An 18,703-nucleotide genomic window follows, 5' to 3' on the forward strand; every position below is an offset into this window, starting at 1 on the left:
CGTATGGCCACCCGTCACGACACCGCCGCGCCCCCCGTGGAGGGGGGCGCGGCCCCGGGCCGCCCGCCCGGGGACACCGCGGGGGCGGAGCAGGAGCGGCGGCGCCGGGACCGGCTGTCCCGGCGCTGGCAGCGGGACATCCGCTGGAGCCCGTACGCCTTCGTCTCCCCGTTCTTCCTGCTGTTCGTCGCGTTCGGCCTGTTCCCGCTGATCTACACGGGCTGGGCCTCGCTGCACCAGGTGGAGCTGACCGCGCCGACCGACATGAACTGGGTCGGGCTGCGCAACTACACCAGGATCTTCGACGACGAGTTCTTCTGGAACGCGGCGAAGAACACCCTGACCATCGGCATCATCTCCACCGTTCCGCAGCTGCTGATGGCGATGGGCATCGCCCACATCCTCAACTACAAGCTGCGGGCCTCAACCTTCTTCCGGGTCGCGATGCTCGCGCCGTACGCGACGTCGATCGCCGCGGCCTCGCTGGTGTTCGTGCTGCTCTTCGGCCGCGACTACGGCATGATCAACTGGGTGCTCGACATGGTCGGCGTCAACCCGGTCGACTGGCAGAACGACAAGTGGCCCTCGCAGATAGCCGTCTCGACGATCATCATCTGGCGCTGGACGGGCTACAACGCGCTGATCTACCTCGCCGCAATGCAAGCGATCCCGCAGGACCTGTACGAGTCGGCGGCGCTGGACGGGGCCAACCGCTGGCAGCAGTTCGTCCATGTGACGCTGCCGGCGCTGCGCCCGACGATCCTGTTCACCACCGTCGTCTCGACGATCGGAGCCTCGCAGGTCTTCGGTGAGCCGCTGCTGTTCGACGTCAACAAGGGCGCGTCCGGCGGGGCGGAGCACCAGTTCCAGACGCTCGGTCTGTATCTGTACGAGCAGGGCTGGGTGGCCCAGCACCTGGGCCGGGCCTCGGCGATCGCCTGGACGATGTTCCTGATCCTGATCGTCGTCGGCATCGTCAACTACGTCATCTCGCGCCGGCTGCGCGCCAGTAGTTAAGGAGTTGTGGCCGTGACGACGACTGTGACGCCCCCGGACACCAAGCCCGTCGAGGGCTCCACACGCCCCCGGCTGCCGAAGTCCGCGCGGGCCGGCGGGACGCTGCACGGCGGTCCGATCGCGTACGCGATCCTCATCGTGTTCACGATCGTGTCGCTGTTCCCGCTGGTGTGGACGGCGATCGCCGCCTCGCGTGACAACCAGCGGCTCGCGCAGACGCCGCCGCCGTTCTGGTTCGGCTCGGGTCTGTTCGACAAACTGGAGATCGCCTGGAACGAGGCCAACCTCGGTGAGGCGTTCTTCAACACCACGATCGTGGCGGGCACTTCGGCGCTGACCATCGTCTTCCTGTCGACGATCGCCGGTTTCGCCTTCGCCAAGCTGCGGTTCAGGGGCCGTGGCGCGCTGATGCTGGTCGTGATCGGCACGATGATGGTGCCGCCGCAGCTGAGTGTGATCCCGCTGTACATGATGGTCGCCAAGCTCGACTGGACGGACCAGTTGCAGGCGGTGATCTTCCCGTCGCTGGTGAGCGCGTTCGGTGTGTTCTTCATGCGGCAGTACCTGATCCAGGCGCTGCCGGACGAGATCATCGAGGCCGCCCGGGTCGACGGGGCGAGCAGCTGGCGGGTGGTGTGGCACGTGGTGTTCCCGGCGGCGCGGCCGGCGATGGCCGTGCTCGGGATGCTGACGTTCGTGCAGACCTGGAACGACTTCATGTGGCCGTTCCTGGTGCTGACCCAGATGGGCAACCCGACCGTACAGGTCGCGGTCGCGGGTCTGGGCCGCGGCTACACGCCCGACCAGTCCCTGATCATGGCGGGCGCGCTGCTGGGCACGCTGCCGCTGCTGCTGGTGTTCGCGATCTTCGGCAAGCAGATCGTGGGCGGCATCATGCAGGGTGCCGTGAAGGGCTGACCCCCTGTTCCCGGGGGCCGGGTCAGCGCTGCTCCGGCCCCTCATCCTCCCCTCCCCCTCCACCGTCGGTCTCCTCGACCTCCATTGGGAGCGCTTCCATGCCTGACTCCGAGAACCCGGCCACTCCGGTGACCTTCCCTCCCGCCTTCCTCTGGGGCGCGGCGACCTCCGCGTACCAGATCGAGGGTGCGGTGCGGGAGGACGGCCGTACGCCGTCGATCTGGGACACCTTCAGCCGTACGCCGGGCAAGACCGAGGGCGGTGACACCGGTGACATCGCTGTCGACCACTACCACCGGTACCGCGAGGACGTGGCGCTGATGGCGGAGCTGGGCCTGGACGCCTACCGCTTCTCCGTCTCCTGGTCCCGGGTGCAGCCGACGGGGCGCGGCCCGGCGATCCAGAAGGGCCTGGACTTCTACCGCCGGCTGGTCGACGAGCTGCTGTCGAAGGGCATCAAGCCGGCCGTCACGCTCTACCACTGGGACCTTCCGCAGGAGCTGGAGGACGCGGGCGGCTGGCCGGAGCGGGACACGGCGCACCGCTTCGCCGAGTACGCGCGGATCGTCGGTGAGGCGCTCGGCGACCGGGTGGAGCAGTGGATGACGCTCAACGAGCCGTGGTGCAGCGCGTTCCTCGGCTACGCCTCCGGTGTGCACGCCCCCGGCCGTACGGACCCGGCCGCCTCGCTGCGGGCCGCGCACCATCTGAACCTGGCGCACGGGCTGGGCGCGTCCGCGCTGCGGTCGGTGATGCCGGCCCGCAACCAGGTGGCGGTCGCCCTCAACTCGGCTGCGGTGCGGCCGCTATCGCAGGATCCGGCGGATCTGGCCGCGGCCCGGAAGATCGACGACCTGGCCAGCGGGGTCTTCCACGGCCCGATCCTGCACGGCGCCTACCCGGAGTCGCTGTACGAGGCGACGGCCGGGGTCACGGACTGGGACTACGTCCTGGACGGCGATCTGGCGCTGATCAACCAGCCGTTGGACGCACTCGGCCTCAACTACTACACGCCCTCCCTGGTGTCGGCGGCGGACCCGAACACGAAGGGTCCGCGCGCCGACGGTCACGGCGCGAGCGAGCACTCGCCGTGGCCGGGCGTGGACGACGTGGCGTTCCACCAGTCCCCCGGTGACCGCACGGAGATGGGCTGGACGGTCGACCCGACGGGCCTGCACGAGCTGATCATGCGCTACACGCGCGAGGCCCCGGGCCTGCCGCTGTACATCACGGAGAACGGCGCGGCCTACGACGACAAGATCGACTCCGACGGCCGGGTGCACGACCCGGAGCGGGTCGCCTACCTCCACGGCCACCTGTCGGCGGTCCGCCGCGCGATCGCCGACGGCGCGGACGTCCGCGGCTACTTCCTGTGGTCCCTGCTGGACAACTTCGAGTGGGCGTACGGCTACGGCAAGCGCTTCGGCGCGGTGTACGTGGACTACGCATCACTCGAACGCACCCCGAAGACGAGCGCCCGCTGGTACGGACGGGCGGCGCGGACGGGGACGCTGCCGGAGGTGGGGGCGGTCTAGCCACGTCGGGGGCGGTTCAGCCACCTCGGGGGCGGGGGACGGGGGCGCGGCACGCTTAGGGGAGTGCCGCGCCCCCGGTGGGTGACCCGAGGCGAGGGTCTCGAAGTCCGGGCTCAGCCCTTGTTGGCGCCCAGTGTCAGGCCGCTGACGAACTGCCGCTGGAGCACGAAGTACACGATCAGGGTCGGGATCGCGGTGAGCAGGGCGCCGGCGGCGACCAGGTTGGGGTCGGTGAAGTACTGGCCGGAGAGGTTGTTCAGCGCCGAGGTGATCGGCATGTTCTCACCGGTGGAGATCAGGACGATGGCCCAGAAGAAGTCGTTGTAGATCCAGATGGACAGGAGGGTGGCGAGGGCGGCCATCGCGGGCTTGCACAGCGGCAGCACGATCTGCCAGTAGAGGCGCCACACGGAGGCGCCGTCGACCAGGGCGGCCTCGGTCAGCTCGTGCGGCAGCGAGCGCATGTAGTTGCTGAGCACGAAGGCGCAGAAGCCGGACTGGAACGCCACGTGGATCAGGACCAGGCCGAGGGCGGAGTCGTAGAGCTTGCCGCTCATGGTGACGCCGGGCAGGTCGATGAGCAGGTACAGCCGGTACAGCGGGGTGATGATGACCTGCTGGGGCAGCAGGTTGCCGGCCGTGAAGACCAGCAGCAGTGCGAGGTTGAGCCGGAAGTCGAAGCGGCTGACGTAGAAGGCGACCATCGACGACAGCAGCAGCGTCAGCAGCACGGCAGGCACGGCGATGATCAGCGTGTTGCCGAGGTAGTGCAGCATGTTGGACTGCTGGAAGGCGTTCGTGAAGTTGTCGAGGCTCAGTGTGTCGGGCCAGGAGACGTAGCCCTTGGTGCTGGTCTCGGAGTACGGGCGCATGGCCGCGAGCAGGGCCCACAGCAGCGGGGCGAGCCAGGCCAGGGCCGTGACGACGAGGAAGGTGTGCAGCAGGATCCGGGCGGGGCGGACGGGGGTGCGCCGCCTGCTCGCCAGGGCGTGGCTCATGCGCGCCGCTCCTTCCGGAAGGTCGCGATCAGGTACGGGATGATCACGGCGAGCGAGATCACCAGCAGGACGACCGCGATGGCCGAGCCGTATCCGATGCGGCTGGACTCACCGATGATGTTGTTGGTCACCAGGATCGACAGCAGTTCGGTCCCCTGGGCGCCCTTGTTGAAGACGAAGACCAGGTCGAAGGCGCGCAGCGCCTCGATGATCGTGACGACCAGGACGACGGTGTTGGTCGGGCGCAGGGTCGGGAAGATGACGTTCTTGAACGTCTGCCACTCGCTCGCGCCGTCCAGCGCGCAGGCCTCGCGCAGGGACGGGTCGACGCTCTTCAGCCCGGCCAGGTAGAGGATCATCATGTAGCCGGCGTGCCGCCAGGAGGCGGCGACCAGGACGGCCCACAGGTTGAGGTCCGGGTTGCCGATCCAGTCGATGTAGTGGCCGGGCTTGTTGGCTCCGATGAGGCTGTTGATCAGCCCCGTGTCGGGGTTGTAGACGAGCTGCCAGACGAAGCCGGTGACCGCGAGCGACACCACGACCGGCAGGAAGAACGCGGTCTGGTAGACGCGGCTGAAGCGGATCCGCTTGTCCAACTGCACGGCCAGGAACAGGCCGAAGGGCGTGGGCAGCAGGATGAGCACGACGAACCAGATGACGTTGTGCTCGACGGCGGGCCAGAACTGCGGGTTGCTGGTGAACAGTTCCCGGAAGTTCTGCAGGCCGACCCACGTGATGGAGTCGAAGCCGATGCCGTCCCAGGTGGTGAAGGCCAGCGCGATGGAGGCCAGCGCGGTCAGCCACACCAGGGCGACGTGCAGGATCGTCGGCACGCCCGCCATCAGGGCGAGCGTGATCCGGTCGCGGCGGGTCAGCAGGCGGCCGTGGCCGTGCGCGGGGCGCTTCTTGACGGATGCGGTGCCCGCAGGCGGCACGAGGGGCGCCGTCTGCGGGGACTTCGTGGTGTCGGTGCTCATGCGGACGCGAAGATCGTCTTCTTCTGGCGCTCGATCGACGAGAGGATGCTGTCGACGTTCTTGGGGTTGCGGATGAAGTTCTGCAGCGCGGGCTGCATCACCGTGGAGGTGAAGTCCGGGCGGGAGTCGCGGTCCATGAACTGCGTCAGGCTCTTGGCGCTGGAGATCATCTCGAAGGACTTCTTCTGGAGCGCGGTGTAGGAGGAGGTGTCGGCCTTGGTGGAGGCGGCCACCACGCTCGAGTCGGCCTTGAGGTAGATCTGCTCGGCCTCGGGGGTGCCCAGGTACTCCAGGAGCTTGACGGCACCGTCGCGGTTCTTCGGGGCCTTGGAGAGCATGAAGCCGTCGGTGGGCGCCTCGACGGTGTCCTGCCCGAACTGCGGGTCGATCTCCGGGAAGGCGAAGAAGTCAAGATCGTCCAGGTCGGCCTTGTTCGTGAACTGCTGGCCGACGAAGGTGCCCAGCACGTACATGCCGGCCTTCTTCGCCACCAGGGTCTGCGCCGCGTCCTGCCAGGTGCGGCCCACCGCGCCGTCCTGGTGGTACGGGAGGATCTCCGTCCAGTGGTCGAAGACCTTGCGCACCTTGGCGTCGGTCCAGGAGGCCTTGCCCGCCATCAGCTCGACGTGGAAGTCGTAGCCGTTGGTGCGGAAGTTGATCTGGTCGAAGGTGCCCATGGCGGGCCAGGCGTCCTTGTCGCCGAAGGCGATCGGGACCAGCCCGTCCTTGCGCATCCGCTTGCACAGGGCGACGAAGTCGTCCCAGGTGGTGGGGACCTCGTAGCCGTGCTGTGCGAAGACGCTCTTGCGGTAGAAGACCGCCCACGGGTACGTGTACAGCGGCACGAAGTAGTACTTGCCGTCCTCGCCCTTGCTGAGCTTCTTCATCGCGTCGGGGAAGTCCCCGCCGATCTTCTGCCACACGTCGTCGATCGGGGAGGCGAGCTTCTTCGCCGCGAAGAACTGCATCCGGTAGCCGGCGAACCAGGTGAACACGTCGTCGGGCGTGCCCTGCAGGTAGGAGTTGATCTGCTCCTGGAACGTGTTGTGGTCCTTGGTGTTCACGTCGACCTTGATGCCGGACTTCTTGGTGAAGGCGGCGTAGATCTCGGCGAACGCCTTCTTCGGCACCGCGTCCGAGGAGTTGGAGCCGAGCGTGACCGTCTTTGGGTCGGCGGCCGTGCCGCTGCCGCCGCAGGCGCTCAGCAGGGGTATGCCGGCGCCGAGGAGGGCCGCGCCGCCCACGCCGCGCAGGAGGGCGCGGCGGCTGGGGGCGGGGAGGGACAGTCCGGAGGGGGAGAGGTCGTGCATGATCGGCTCCTGGGGGCAGGGTTCGGCCACGGGGGAGTGGCGTGAAACCTGGTCGCAATCGACCAGAAATCAACTTGACCGAACACGGTGGCGCAATAACAGCCGTGTGTCAGGTCATGCGTCAAGAGCCGTCGACTTCATTTGTCGAAACGTGACCGACCCGCGGGTACGGCGGGATCAGTGCGGTTTGAAGGCGGCGGCCAGCCTGCCCGTCCGCCGTCGCCGCAACTGCCGGTGCCCTCTGCTCACCGGCGGCCTGCCGGCCGGCTGGATCCAGATCCGCACCTCGGTCCCGCCGAGCACCGAGGAGCCGATGCGGACGTCCCCGCCGGTCGACTCCGCGAGCCGGCGCACGATGTCCAGGCCCAGCCCGGTCGAGCCGTCGCTTCCGGAGCCGCGGCCCCGTGCCATCGCCGCATCCGGGTCGGGTATGCCGGGGCCCGCGTCCGAGACGAGGACGATCACCGCGTCCTCGCCGTTGTGCACGTCGACCGCGAAGGCCGTGCCCTCCGGGGTGTGCCGGAAGACGTTGCCGAGCAGCGCGTCGAGCGCGGCGGCCAGGTCGGCGCGGGCCACGGGTATGCGCACCGGCCGGTCGGCCCCGGCCACCCGCCACTTTCGGCCCTCGTCCTCCGCGAGCGCCGACCAGAACGCCATCCGCTCCCGGACCACCTCGGCCGCGTCGCACCCGGCGCCCGGCCCGGCCGCGGCCGTCTGCGGCTTGGCCTCCCGGGCCGTACGGATGATGGTGTCGACCTCGCGCTCCAGCTGCTCGACCGCGGTCCGGGTCTGGTCGGCGGCCGGTCCCTCGCCGAGCGAGGCGGTGTTGAGCCGCAGCACGGTCAGGGGCGTGCGCAGCCGGTGGGACAGGTCGGCCGCCAGCTCCCGCTCGTTCGCCAGCAGTTGGACGACCTGGTCGGCCATCGAGTTGAACGCGACCGCCGCGAGCCGCAGTTCGGTCGGGCCCTCCTCGGCCACGCGCGCCCCGAGCTTGCCCTCCCCGAGTTCCTGCGCCCCCTCCACCAGGCGCTTGGCGGGCCGGACCATCCGGACACCTAGCCGGTCGGCGACCGCGACCGAGCCGAGGACCAGCGCGACACCGACCGCGGCGAGCACCGCCCAGGCCGTGCCCACGCCGTTGGTGACCTCGGACTCCGGCACGTACACCTCGACGACCGCGATCTCGCCGGTGCTGAGCGCGACCGGCTGGAGCAGCGTCGAGCCGCCCACGACGCCGGTGGTGGAGGCCCGGCCCAGTTTCCGCACGGCCGCGATGTCCTCGTCGGCGGCGCGCTGCCGCCCGAGTTCGAGGGCCTCCTGGCCGTCGCCCGCCGGTATGTGCACGGCCATCCCGGAGTCGGAACCGGCGGAGGCGACGACCCGTTCGAGCTGGTCGCGGTCGGTGGTGATGGACAGGGCCGGGGCGACGGCCGCGGCCTCCCGCTCGGCACTGGAGAAGGCACGGTCCCGGGCCAGCTCGCGGATGACGAGCCCGAGCGGCACCGCGAAGGCGAGCACCACCATGGTGGTCACCGCCAGCGACACCTTGACCAGGGCCCACCTCATCGCGGCGCCTCCGCCCCCGGCGGTTCGAGTTTCACTCCGACGCCCCGAAGGGTGTGCAGATAGCGCGGGTTGGCGGCCGTCTCGCCCAGTTTCCTGCGCAGCCAGGACAGATGGACGTCGATGGTCTGGTCGTCGCCGTACGACTGCTGCCACACCTCGGCGAGCAGCTCCTTGCGGGGGACGACGACACCCGGGCCGCCGGGCGAGGAAAGGCGAGCAGGTCGAACTCGCGGCGGGTGAGGTCGAGCCGCGCGCCGTCCAGCTCGGCCTGCCGGCGCAGCGGGTCGACGCTCAGGCCGCCGACCCGGATCACCGGGGACGGCTCCCCCTCCGGCGCGCCGGAGCGGGCGCGGCGCAGCACGGCGGCCATGCGGGCCGACAGGTGCTCGACCGAGAACGGCTTGGTCAGGTAGTCGTCCGCGCCCGCGTTCAGCAGCCGCACGATCTCTCCCTCGTCGTCCCGGGCCGTGGCGACGATGACCGGGACGTCCGTGATCCCGCGCAGCATCTTCAGGGCCTCGGACCCGTCGAGGTCGGGCAGTCCGAGGTCCAGGATCACCACGTCGAAGCGGAAGTGGGCGACCTCGCGCAGCGCCTCCAGCGCCGTCCCGACGCTGCGCACGGTGTGCGAGGCGTCGGTCAGGTGCCGGATGAGCGCGGAGCGTACGAACTGGTCGTCCTCGACCACGAGCACACTTGCCATGCGCCGCACCGTACGCCATCTCGAACAAGCGGGTGCGGGGCTGTGGACAACTCCTCGGCTGTGGACAACCCAGCCTTGTCAGACTGCTGTTGGTGGACACGTCATGGGACGCGTGGGGCAGTATGGCCGGCGATGCGCAGAGGACTCGTTCACGTACTGGCCTGGCTGCTCGCCACGGGCGCGGCGGTCACGCTGTCGTGGTGGGGTGTGCACACGGTGATGGCGGGCACGGCCTACGACCCGCCGCGCGCCCTGCCGGTCAAGGCGGCCGACGCGGCCCGGCAGGAGTCGAAGGCGCTGGCGCCGCCGACGCGGCGGGCGAGTCCGGCGCCGCGGAAGCCGAGCGCGACCCCGCCCACGCCCCCCAACCCGAGTCCCGCCCCTACGAAGCCGCACAGGCCCAGCCCCTCCCCCACCGGTCAGGTCAGGAGCTACGACACCGACGGGGGCCGGGCGGTGTTCGACCTCGGTCCGGCCGCCGCCTCCCTCGTCTCGGCGACCCCGGCTTCGGGCTGGTCGATGCAGGTGTGGAAGACGGAGTCGTGGATCCGCGTGGAGTTCGCCTCGGGCGCGGACCGGGTGTCGGTCTTCTGCACCTGGCACGACGGCCCGCCGCGCGTGGAGATCGGGACCTACTGAGTGCCGTCATCTGAACACCGAGGCGGGCGGCGCCGGGGACGCCACCGCCGCGGTGTCCGTGACGGGTACGGCCCCGCCGGTGAAGTCGGTGAGCGTCCTGCCGTGCTCGACCCGGCCGGGATGCGGGTCGGAGGCGGCGCGGCGGGTCAGTTCGGCGACGGGCAGCGGGTGGTCGGAGGCGACCAGGACGGCGTTCCCGAAGCGCTTGCCGCGCAGCACCGTCGGGTCGGCGACCAGCGCGAGCTCCTCGAATCGGGCGGCGGCGGTGGCGATCTGGCCGCGCAGGTGGGCGAGCGGCGGCCCGTCGGCGAGGTTGGCGGTGTAGACGCCGCCGGGCTTCAGCGCCCTGCGTACGTCGTCGAGGAACTCGGTCGAGGTCAGGTGCGCCGGTGTCCGGGCCCCGCTGAAGACATCGGCGATGACGAGGTCGGCCCAGCCGTCCGGCACCTTGGCGAGCCCCTCGCGGGCATCGACGGACCGCACCCTGACCCGGCTGTTGGCATCCATTGGCAGCTCCCGGCGGACCAGTTGCACGAGGGGGGCGTCCCGCTCGACGACCTGCTGGGTGGAGCGGGGGCGGGTGGCGGCGACGTACCGCGCGAGGGTGAGCGCGCCGCCTCCGAGGTGCACGGCGTGCACCGGCCGGCCCGGCGGGGCGACGAGGTCGATGACGTGCCCGAGGCGGCGCTGGTACTCGAAGGACAGGTAGGCCGGGTCGTCCAGGTCGACGTGCGACTGCGGGGCTCCGTCGATCAGCAGGGTCCAGGCCCGGGCCCGATCACGGTCGGGGATCAGCTCGGCCAGGCCGCCGTCGACGCTTTCGACGACGGCTTCCGCACCGGCCTGCCTGCGCCGCCCGCTCCTGGACTTTCCCATGGGGTCATTATCGGGGTGAGCGGCTAAGCAGGACGTACGCTCCTATGCTCGGGCGGCCGCGGCGGCTGACGCTGCTGCGGTCGCGGCGGCGTACGGTCCGGTCGCTTCAGCGGCAGCTGTCCGCCGCCTTGATCATCCGGGCGGCCTCCCCCAGGGCCTTGCGCAGCACCGCGGGATCCGTCGCGAGGTCCGCCTCGCCGGGCGGCAGCAGCCAGTCCGAGCCCGCCACCGGGGGTTCGGGGGCCAGGTCCAGGACCAGTCCGCGGCCGTCGGTCTCCGTGCAGGTGCTCCCCGGCACGTCCCACGCCGCGGCCGTCCCCGGCGGCACCAGGAAGCCGAGTGTGTCACCGCCGTCGTCATGCAGCACGGGGCCGACCGCCTCACCGGTCCCGCGCCGCAGGATGTCGACCGCCTCCAGCCCCTGCCGGGCCGGCACCGTGACCACGTCGCAGCCGGCCGCCGGCGTACTCGGCGGCGTATGAGGATCGTTGATCCGGCTGGTCTCCATCCCGGCCTCCACCACGGAACCCCTGTCTGGACGAGCGGTCGGGAGTCGGGGGCCTCCCGGTCCGCGGGGTTCAACGCGGCAGGGCGTCAAGGGCTACGGGAGAAGTCAGCCACAAAGGATGGCACTTCATGGCAGATCACGGATGAGATATCCGGTTTGTAGCCAAACGCAGCGTGGCGACTCCGGCACAGCAGGTACGTTCTTGCCCGCCGGATACAGGGCAGACCATACGGACAACACGTACAACCTGCCCCGAACCCGGCATGGTTCGACGGTTCGCACGAGAGGACCCGGCCATGGCGTCGTCAACGGTGACCTCGTCTCAGCCCCACCGGCCACCACGGCCGAACCTCGCCTTCCGGCAACTGCGCGGACAGCGCTCGCCGGCCGAGTTCGCCGCGGCAATCCGCCGGGCCGGTCTCGAGATCGGCGAGCAGGTCAGCTGTGACGCGCGGTACATCGGCAGGGTCGAGGCGGGTGAGATCCGCTGTCCCAACTACGCCTACGAACGGGTGTTCCGGCACATGTTCCCGGGCCGCACGCTCACCGACCTGGGGTTCGCGCCTCGCTCGTCGGTGCGCGGACGCCGGGCGCGCGACACCGAGGACACGCCTGCGACGCGCACCGCGAACCCGGCGAACGCCACGAGTGAGACCAGCGGGGCGTGCGAGCCGTATGAAACGCAGAACCCGTACGACCCGCACCACCCGCACGACACCTACGAGGAGAGCGACGTGCTACGTCGCGCGTTCATGACCCGCGGGGGCGCCACGGTGGCCGCCGCCTCGCTGGGGCCCGTCGGCCTCGCCCGCGACGCCTCGGCGGCGCAACGCCCCGTGCGCCGCGCCGGGGCGAGTGACGCGGGCGCCCTGGAAGAAGCCGTCCGCCGCATCCGGCTGCTCGACGACCGGCACGGCGCCGACGGCCTCTACCGCCGGGCGGCGGCCCCGCTGCGCGCCGCCTACGCCCTGCTGGACGCCGGCACGACCCGGCAGACCACGGCGGACCGGCTCTACTCGGGCGCCGGTGAACTGGCCATCAACACGTGGGCTGGCTGGCCCACGACTCTGGCGATCGACGACGCCCGCTCCCATTACGCGAGCGCTGGCGACGCCGATGACGGCGATCGGGCCTGGAGGCGCACGCCTTCTGCAACACGGCGTTCCTCGCGCGCGACGCGGGCCGGCCGCGCGAGGCGGTCCGGGCCGCCCAGGCCGCCCAGCGCGTCGCCCGGCCGGTGGGGTCGGCCCGGCTGATGTCGCTGCTCGCGCTGCGCGAGGCGGGCGGCTGGGCGGGCCTCGCCGACCGCGTCGGCTGCGAACAGGCTCTGGCCCGGGCCCAGGCCCTCTTCGAACGGGGCCCCTCGGACGCCGATCCCGAGTGGATGTCCTTCTACGGTGAGGCCGAACTGGAGGGGCTGGAGGCGCAGTGCTGGTCCACGCTCGGCGACTGGCGGCGTGCGGCACGGCACGCGCGGCGGGCGGCGGAGCTGCAGGATCCGCACTTCACTCGGAACATCGCGCTGTACACGGCGGAGCTGGCGGACGATCTCGCGCGAGGTGGGCGGCCGGACGAGGCGGCCGTGGCGGGGATGCGGGTGCTGGATCTGCTGGAGGAGGTGCAGTCGTCCCGGATCCAGACGATGCTGGCGACCACGGTGCGGGTGCTGGCGCCGCATCGGCGGGCGTCGGGGGTGTCGGCGTTCTTGGAGAGGCATGCGTCCGTGCCACGGGTGACGTGAGCCCGGGTGGGGCGTTGCGCAGCCCGGCGCTGCGGGGTGCCGCTGCGCCCACCCGTGCCGCCCTTAGCGGCACGACTGCCCGCAGCTAGGCGGCTCAGCAGCTACGCCAAGTGCCCCAAGTCGTTCCAGCTCTCGATCGCCGGCTCGCCGTAGGCCCATCCCAGGACCGACAACGACGTCGGGTTCAGCCGTATCCGCGCCGCGAAGTCGATCGGCAGGCCGAGCCACCGCGCCCCCAGGGAGCGCAGGACGTGCCCGTGGGCGAAGACCAGGACGTCACGGTCCTCGGAGCGGGCCCAGGAGACCACCTCGTCCGCACGGGCCGTGACCTCCGCGAGGGTCTCGCCCTCGGGGACACCGTCGCGCCAGATGAGCCAGCCGGGCCGGACGGCCTGGATGTCCGCCGGGGTCATGCCCTCGTACGCCCCGTAGTCCCACTCCAGCAACGCGTCCCAGGTGCGCGCGCGGTCACCGAAGCCGGCCAGTTCGCAGGTCTCACGCGCGCGTGCCAGCGGGCTGGTCCGCACCTCGACGCCGGGCAGGCCGTCGTAGGGCGCCCGGTGCAGGCGCTCGCCCAGCAGCTTGGCTCCGCGCCTGCCCTCCTCCAGGAGGGGTACATCGGTCCTGCCGGTGTGCTTGCCGGACAGCGACCACTCCGTCTGGCCGTGGCGGGCCAGCAGGATGCGCGGAGCCATGGGGAACCTTTCCGGGAGAAAAACGCAAGCGGAACGCCTCCATCATCGCGCACGCTGGTCGTGGGCAACCCGGGGGGCGATCTCTGCGTCTTTGAGGGCCGGAGGGCGCCCCCAGGGCGCGCACATACGCCGTAAGGTGGCACGACCGGCCAGGCGGGAGCCGCGTGAAGACCAAGGGGGAGGGCGATCGGATGCCGCACACCGAGACACCGGGCACCGAGGCGGCCCCTGCGCCCCGGCTGCGCTGGTGGACCGAGCTGCCGCTGATCCTGCTGGTGTACGCGTTCTACACGGCGGGCCGGCTCCTCGCCCGGGGCGACGTCTCCGGCGCGGTCGACAACGGTCTGGCGCTCCTGCGCATCGAGAAGGCGCTGTACCTCAACTTCGAGCACCCGCTCAACCGTCTCTTCACGCGCGAGGCCTGGATAGGCATACCGGCGGACTTCTGGTACGCGTCGCTGCACTACCTCGTCACGCCGGTGATCCTCGTCTGGCTCTTCCGTTCACGCGCGGTGCGTTATCGCGCCGCGCGCACCTGGCTGATGACGTCCACCCTCATCGGCCTGGTCGGTTTCACGCTGATGCCGACCTGTCCGCCCCGGCTCCTCGACGCGAGTCACGGCTTCGTGGACACGATGGCGCAGTACAGCTCGTACGGCTGGTGGGGCGGCGCGGCGAGCGCCCCGCGGGGCATGGGGGACATGACCAACCAGTACGCGGCCATGCCGAGTCTGCACGTGGGCTGGTCCCTGTGGTGCGGCGTGATGCTGTGGCGCTACGGCGGCACGCGGGCGGCGAAGGCGGCCGGTGTCGCCTACCCGCTGATCACCACGATCGTGGTGATGGGCACCGCCAACCACTACTTCCTCGACGCGGTCGCGGGCGCGGCCGTCATGGGCGCCGGGCTGCTGCTGGCACCGTTCGTGACGCGCGCGGCGGACCGGGTCAGGGCGCGGTTCGTGCCGCCTGTCACGCCGGTCACGGCGGGCTCTTCCGCCGCGGGTTCCTCGATTGTCAGTGCCGGATGCCAGACTTCCGCGGGTGAGCGAATTCCACGGCAGCGTGAGTCGCGGCTCGGAGCGGGAGCCGAGGCCGGGGGTGCCTCTCCCAAGGACGCGGGGGACGGCGCTCCGGCAGCGGCTCGCTGAGCTGCGCGGCCCGGACGTACCCGCGAAGGCACTGGACGCGCGCGCACTGGCGGCTCTCGCCGCCAACCCCGGTTGTGCGCGGCGCGCGATCCTCGACGGCGCCGGGGTGAACAAGGCGGACCTGGCGAGCGCGCTGGGCTCGCCTTCGGTCTTCGGGCAGTCGCAGTTCGCGCTCACGCGGGGCAACGCGTTCGAGGCGAAGGTGAAGGCCGACGGCGGTGCGGAGCTGCTGCGGCTGGTGCACGAGAAGCTGGACCGGGCGGCCGAGCCGCCCGCCGAGGCGCGCGTGCCCGACCTGACGGCGAGCGGACCCCAGGGGCGTACGGCCCGTACGGAGCTGGAGCTGCGGGAGGCCACCGAGCGCTCGGGGGCGTGGACGCTGCTGGACCACCCGATGCTCGCGCTGGACGTCGCGGGCTCCCCGGCGTTCCTCGAACCGGACGCGGTGGTGGTGCATCCGGACGGCAGCTGGACCGTGGTCGAGATCAAGTCCTTCCCGCTGCTGGACGGTTCGGCGGACCCGGCGAAGGTCGGGGCGGCGGCCCGGCAGGCGGCGGTGTACGTGCTGGCGCTGGAGGAGGTCGCGGCCCGGCTGGAGTCCTCCCCGCGCGTGCGGCACCGGATCCTGCTCGTCTGCCCCCGGGACTTCTCCAATCTGCCGGCGGCGTCCGCCGTCGACATCCGTAAGCAGCGTGCGGTGACGGCCCGTCAGCTGGCGCGTCTCACCCGCATCGAGGACATCGCGGAGGAGCTCCCCGAGGGCACGTGCTTCTCCCCCGAGCTGCCCGGCGAGGAGCTCACGGCCGCCGTGGAGTCGGTGCCGGCGGCGTACGCGCCGGAGTGCCTGTCCACGTGCGAGCTGGCCTTCCACTGCCGCACCAGGTCCCGTGAGGCGGGGGCGGTGACCTCGCTGGGCCGCCCGGTGCGGGCGGAGCTGGGCGGGCTGTCGACCGTGGAGGACGTCCTCGCCGCCGCCCGGGGCGAGACGGGGGACCCCTCCGATCCCGCCGTGGCGGCCCTGCGGCGGGCGGCGGCCCTGCGTGCTGAGGCACTGGAGGCGGCGTGTCGCTGATCTCCACCCTGGCCCGGCTCGAGGCGGTCAGCACGGGCCGCGCCCAGCCCGCCGCCACCGTCCGGCACCGGCATCTCTCCGGCCGCCCGCTGGTGTTCGTGCCGCTGATCACGGCCGGTGAGGCCGGGGCGCCGCTCGGCGCGCTGGTCGGCACCGACCCGGACGCGCCGCGGCTGCTGGCCGTCCCGCAGCCCCGCGACCGCGACCTCAGGTTCGCGTTCCTGGCCGAACTGGCCGATGTGGTGCTGCCGTACGTCGACGCGCACGCCGAGGTCGTGGAGGCCGCCGAGCGCACCGAGACCGACCCGGAGACGGGCAAGCGGGTCAAGGTCGAGGTCGACCTGTGCGCGGACGCCCCGCAGCTGATCGTGCCGAGCAGGGCGGGCATCGACCTGGTGCGGCTGCTCGGGCGCTCCACGCGCTTCCGGCGTACGGCCGAGCAGGACCCGGAGGCCCCGTACCCGGCGCCGCCGCGGGTGCCGTTGCTCGGACGGTGGTTGACGCACTTCGGGGAGCGGGCCCGGGTGCCCGGCTCCTCGCTGCTGCTGGCCATGACCGACGTCCTCGGCCGGCACTGGGCGACGGGGCAGTCCACGCTGGAGGACCAGCACCTCGGGGCGCTGCTCGCCTGGATCGATCCGCCGGAGGGTGCCTCCGGCGCCGAGGCGGCGCTGCGGGCGGAGCTGGAGCGGGACGAGCGGGGCCAGCTGACCTGTCCCCCGGCCGGGCCCGCCACCGACCCGGCGTTCGACAACAAGTTGCTCGCCCCGGCCATCGAGCGCTACGACCGTGCCCGCACGGCCCTCGCCTCGGCGGAGGACGGTCTGCAGGCCGACGACCGGTTCGGTGTGCTGACCGCCGCCGAGCGGGAGATCCGCGACCTGGTGCTCAGCCGCACCCGGCCCACCTGGGACGCGGTCTGGCGGGGTCTGGACCTGCTGCGGGAGCTGCCCGAGGGGGCGCACGTCGAGGAGCGGTGGACCCGCGACCGCTGGTCTTTCACCGGCCACCGCGACCGGGTCCTGGCCGGCGAGCCCCCGCAGCCGCGCCGCGACGACGCGGTCACTGCCGCGAACAAGCTCGCCACACGCGAGCGCGAGCAGGCCCGGCTGGAGGCGCAGGAGGCTCTCGACGACCCGCTGGTGATGGCGGGACGGCGGCTGTCCGGGGAGGCGTTCGCGGGCGAGGTCACCGACGTCGTGATGGCGTACAGCGAGGGCAAGCGGCCCAGCCCGCGCCCTCTGGTCACCATCCGCACGGACGACCGGCCGCATCTCGGGGAGCGGACGAAGGTGTACCGGTCGCTGGGCGGGAAGCCGCAGTCGGCGGAGTTCGTCGCGGACGAGGAGGACGGCGCGTACGTGGTGCTGCGGGTCCTCGACAAGATGGGACGCGGCAAGGAGCCCGAGCCGGGGTCGGTGCCGGAGAAGGGCGACCGCGTCTGCTTCACGCTCTTCGAGCACGAGCAGCGGGGCGGCGCGAAGCTGCCCGACCCGGAGGAGACGCCGTGGACGCACGGCGGGCCGCCCGGTGAGGCGACCTTGGAGACGGCCGACCCGGTGACCGAGGAGGACCTGCTGTGACGACCGTCTTCGATCCGTCCGCCGCCGCGGGACGGGCCACCGACGCGATCCTCCACGACACGCTGCACGGCACGGCGCGCGGTGTCGTCGTGGACTCACCGCCCGGCGCCGGCAAGTCCACGCTCGTCGTCCGCGCCGCCCTGGAACTGGCCGAGGCCGGCCACCCGTTGATGGTGGTCGCGCAGACCAACGCCCAGGTCGACGACCTCGTCCTGCGGCTCGCCGAGAAGAACCCCGAGCTGCCGGTGGGACGGCTGCACAGCAGTGACGCCGACCCGTACGACAAGGCGCTCGACGATCTGGGGAACGTCCGCAAGTCGGCGAAGGCGGCCGACCTCGCCGGGCTGGCCGTGGTGATCTCGACCGCGGCGAAGTGGGGACACGTCAAGGTCGACGAGCCGTGGCGGCACGCGATCGTCGACGAGGCGTACCAGATGCGCTCGGACGCGCTGCTCGCGGTGGCCGGGCTGTTCGAGCGGGCGCTGTTCGTGGGCGACCCGGGGCAGCTGGACCCGTTCTCGATCGTGGGCAGCGAGCAGTGGGCGGGCCTCGCGTACGACCCGTCGGCCTCGGCGGTCACGACGCTGCTCGCGCACAACCCGGACCTGCCGCAGCACCGCCTGCCGGTCTCCTGGCGGCTCCCGGCGTCCGCGGCGCCCCTGGTCTCGGACGCGTTCTACCCGTACACGCCGTTCCGCAGCGGCACCGGCCCCGGCGACCGCGGCCTGTCCTTCGCCGTGCCGTCGGACGGCTCGGGCCCCGACCGGGTGATCGACGAGGCGGCCGTGTCGGGCTGGGGCCTGCTGGAGCTGCCCGCGCGGCACACCCCGCGCACGGACCCGGAGGCGGTACGGGCGGTGGCGACGGTGGTGAGACGCCTGCTGGACCGGGGCGGCGCGGCGACGTCGGAACGCTCGCCGGACCCGTCGCCCCTGACCGCCGACCGGGTCGCCGTGGGCACGGCTCACCGGGACCAGGCGGCGGCGGTACGGGCGGCGCTGTCCGAGCTCGGCGTGACCGACGTGGTCGTGGACACGGCGAACCGGCTCCAGGGCCGCGAGTACGACGTCACGGTCGTCCTCCACCCCCTCTCCGGCCGCCCCGACGCCACCGCCTTCCACCTGGAGACGGGCCGCCTCTGCGTCCTGGCCTCCCGCCACCGGCACGCCTGCATCGTGGTCTGCCGGGCAGGCGTGAGCGACCTCCTGGACGACTATCCGTCGACGGAACCGGTACAGCTGGGGACGGTGGTGAAGTTCCCAGACGGCTGGGAGGCGAACCACGCGGTGCTGGCGCATCTGGCGGAGCACCGGGTCCCCTGGCGGCCATGACCCCACCCATCAAACACACCCACCCCACCGCCGGCCGCAGGCCGGCACGCCGCCGGAGACGGCCGACGAACACAGCCCTGACGGCT

The 18,703-nt window shown here is 71.8% G+C and carries 15 protein-coding genes and 2 pseudogenes; 9 read left to right on the plus strand and 8 right to left on the minus strand.

The window, feature by feature from the left end; all coding sequences use genetic code 11:
- Positions 1-3 precede the first annotated feature (3 nt).
- The 3 genes from SSQG_RS14110 (at position 4) to SSQG_RS14120 (ending at position 3,470) form a co-directional block, all read left to right on the plus strand.
- Positions 4-1,017 (plus strand): carbohydrate ABC transporter permease, encoded by a 1,014-nt coding sequence (locus SSQG_RS14110; protein WP_003990447.1) that lies wholly within the window; start codon positions 4-6, stop codon positions 1,015-1,017.
- A gap of 12 nt (positions 1,018-1,029) precedes the next feature.
- A complete protein-coding gene (locus SSQG_RS14115) occupies positions 1,030-1,935 on the plus strand; it encodes a carbohydrate ABC transporter permease (protein WP_039935050.1) in 906 nt (301 codons plus the stop codon).
- 98 nt (positions 1,936-2,033) lie between these two features.
- Positions 2,034-3,470 (plus strand): GH1 family beta-glucosidase, encoded by a 1,437-nt coding sequence (locus tag SSQG_RS14120; protein ID WP_003990449.1) that lies wholly within the window; start codon positions 2,034-2,036, stop codon positions 3,468-3,470.
- A gap of 113 nt (positions 3,471-3,583) precedes the next feature.
- Here SSQG_RS14120 and SSQG_RS14125 read toward each other — a convergent pair whose 3' ends face one another.
- The 5 genes and pseudogenes from SSQG_RS14125 to SSQG_RS14145 all read right to left on the minus strand — a co-directional run bounded on the left by SSQG_RS14125 (position 3,584) and on the right by SSQG_RS14145 (position 9,024).
- Complete coding sequence (locus SSQG_RS14125) at positions 3,584-4,468, minus strand: carbohydrate ABC transporter permease (RefSeq protein ID WP_003990450.1); 885 nt, start codon at positions 4,466-4,468, stop codon at positions 3,584-3,586.
- Positions 4,465-5,445 carry a carbohydrate ABC transporter permease gene (locus SSQG_RS14130; protein WP_003990451.1) on the minus strand — a complete coding sequence of 327 codons (981 nt, stop codon included), beginning with the start codon at positions 5,443-5,445 and terminating at the stop codon, positions 4,465-4,467. The genes SSQG_RS14125 and SSQG_RS14130 overlap by 4 nt, the downstream gene beginning before the upstream one ends.
- Positions 5,442-6,755, minus strand: a complete 1,314-nt coding sequence (locus SSQG_RS14135; protein ID WP_003990452.1) for an ABC transporter substrate-binding protein — start codon at positions 6,753-6,755, stop codon at positions 5,442-5,444. The genes SSQG_RS14130 and SSQG_RS14135 overlap by 4 nt, the downstream gene beginning before the upstream one ends.
- A gap of 177 nt (positions 6,756-6,932) precedes the next feature.
- Positions 6,933-8,321, minus strand: a complete 1,389-nt coding sequence (locus tag SSQG_RS14140; RefSeq protein ID WP_003990453.1) for a sensor histidine kinase — start codon at positions 8,319-8,321, stop codon at positions 6,933-6,935.
- Positions 8,318-9,024, minus strand: a pseudogene (locus tag SSQG_RS14145) (response regulator transcription factor). The gene SSQG_RS14140 and the pseudogene SSQG_RS14145 overlap by 4 nt, the downstream one beginning before the upstream one ends.
- 132 nt (positions 9,025-9,156) lie before the next feature.
- Between SSQG_RS14145 and SSQG_RS14150 the strand changes: the two are divergent.
- Positions 9,157-9,663: a hypothetical protein gene (locus SSQG_RS14150; protein ID WP_003990455.1), complete on the plus strand. Its 507-nt coding sequence runs from the start codon at positions 9,157-9,159 to the stop codon at positions 9,661-9,663.
- A gap of 6 nt (positions 9,664-9,669) precedes the next feature.
- On the opposite strand, the gene SSQG_RS14155 is transcribed toward SSQG_RS14150, so the two are convergent.
- On the minus strand, positions 9,670-10,539 hold the full coding sequence (locus SSQG_RS14155) for a spermidine synthase (RefSeq protein WP_003990456.1): 870 nt from the start codon (positions 10,537-10,539) through the stop codon (positions 9,670-9,672).
- Between the two features lie 106 nt (positions 10,540-10,645).
- Positions 10,646-11,047, minus strand: a complete 402-nt coding sequence (locus SSQG_RS14160; protein ID WP_208865645.1) for a hypothetical protein — start codon at positions 11,045-11,047, stop codon at positions 10,646-10,648.
- A gap of 296 nt (positions 11,048-11,343) precedes the next feature.
- Between SSQG_RS14160 and SSQG_RS14165 the strand changes: the two are divergent.
- Positions 11,344-12,788: pseudogene (locus SSQG_RS14165) on the plus strand (hypothetical protein).
- A 101-nt stretch (positions 12,789-12,889) separates the two neighbouring features.
- Here the strand turns inward: SSQG_RS14165 and SSQG_RS14170 are convergent.
- Positions 12,890-13,483 (minus strand): histidine phosphatase family protein, encoded by a 594-nt coding sequence (locus SSQG_RS14170; RefSeq protein ID WP_003990459.1) that lies wholly within the window; start codon positions 13,481-13,483, stop codon positions 12,890-12,892.
- A 191-nt stretch (positions 13,484-13,674) separates the two neighbouring features.
- Between SSQG_RS14170 and SSQG_RS14175 the strand changes: the two genes are divergently transcribed.
- Genes SSQG_RS14175 through SSQG_RS14190 form a run of 4 tightly spaced genes read left to right on the plus strand, consistent with a single transcriptional unit; the run spans position 13,675 to position 18,617 of the window.
- A complete protein-coding gene (locus tag SSQG_RS14175; RefSeq protein WP_003990460.1) occupies positions 13,675-14,631 on the plus strand; it encodes a phosphatase PAP2 family protein in 957 nt (318 codons plus the stop codon).
- Complete coding sequence (locus SSQG_RS14180) at positions 14,582-15,703, plus strand: hypothetical protein (RefSeq protein ID WP_039932678.1); 1,122 nt, start codon at positions 14,582-14,584, stop codon at positions 15,701-15,703. Before SSQG_RS14175 ends, SSQG_RS14180 begins: the two co-directional genes overlap by 50 nt.
- Positions 15,694-17,286, plus strand: coding sequence for a hypothetical protein (locus tag SSQG_RS14185; RefSeq protein ID WP_003990462.1), 1,593 nt, complete (start codon positions 15,694-15,696; stop codon positions 17,284-17,286). Before SSQG_RS14180 ends, SSQG_RS14185 begins: the two co-directional genes overlap by 10 nt.
- A complete protein-coding gene (locus SSQG_RS14190) occupies positions 17,283-18,617 on the plus strand; it encodes an AAA family ATPase (protein ID WP_003990463.1) in 1,335 nt (444 codons plus the stop codon). Before SSQG_RS14185 ends, SSQG_RS14190 begins: the two co-directional genes overlap by 4 nt.
- Positions 18,618-18,703: the final 86 nt, after the last annotated feature.

Source organism: Streptomyces viridochromogenes DSM 40736 (assembly GCF_000158955.1).
Lineage (GTDB): Bacteria > Actinomycetota > Actinomycetes > Streptomycetales > Streptomycetaceae > Streptomyces > Streptomyces venetus.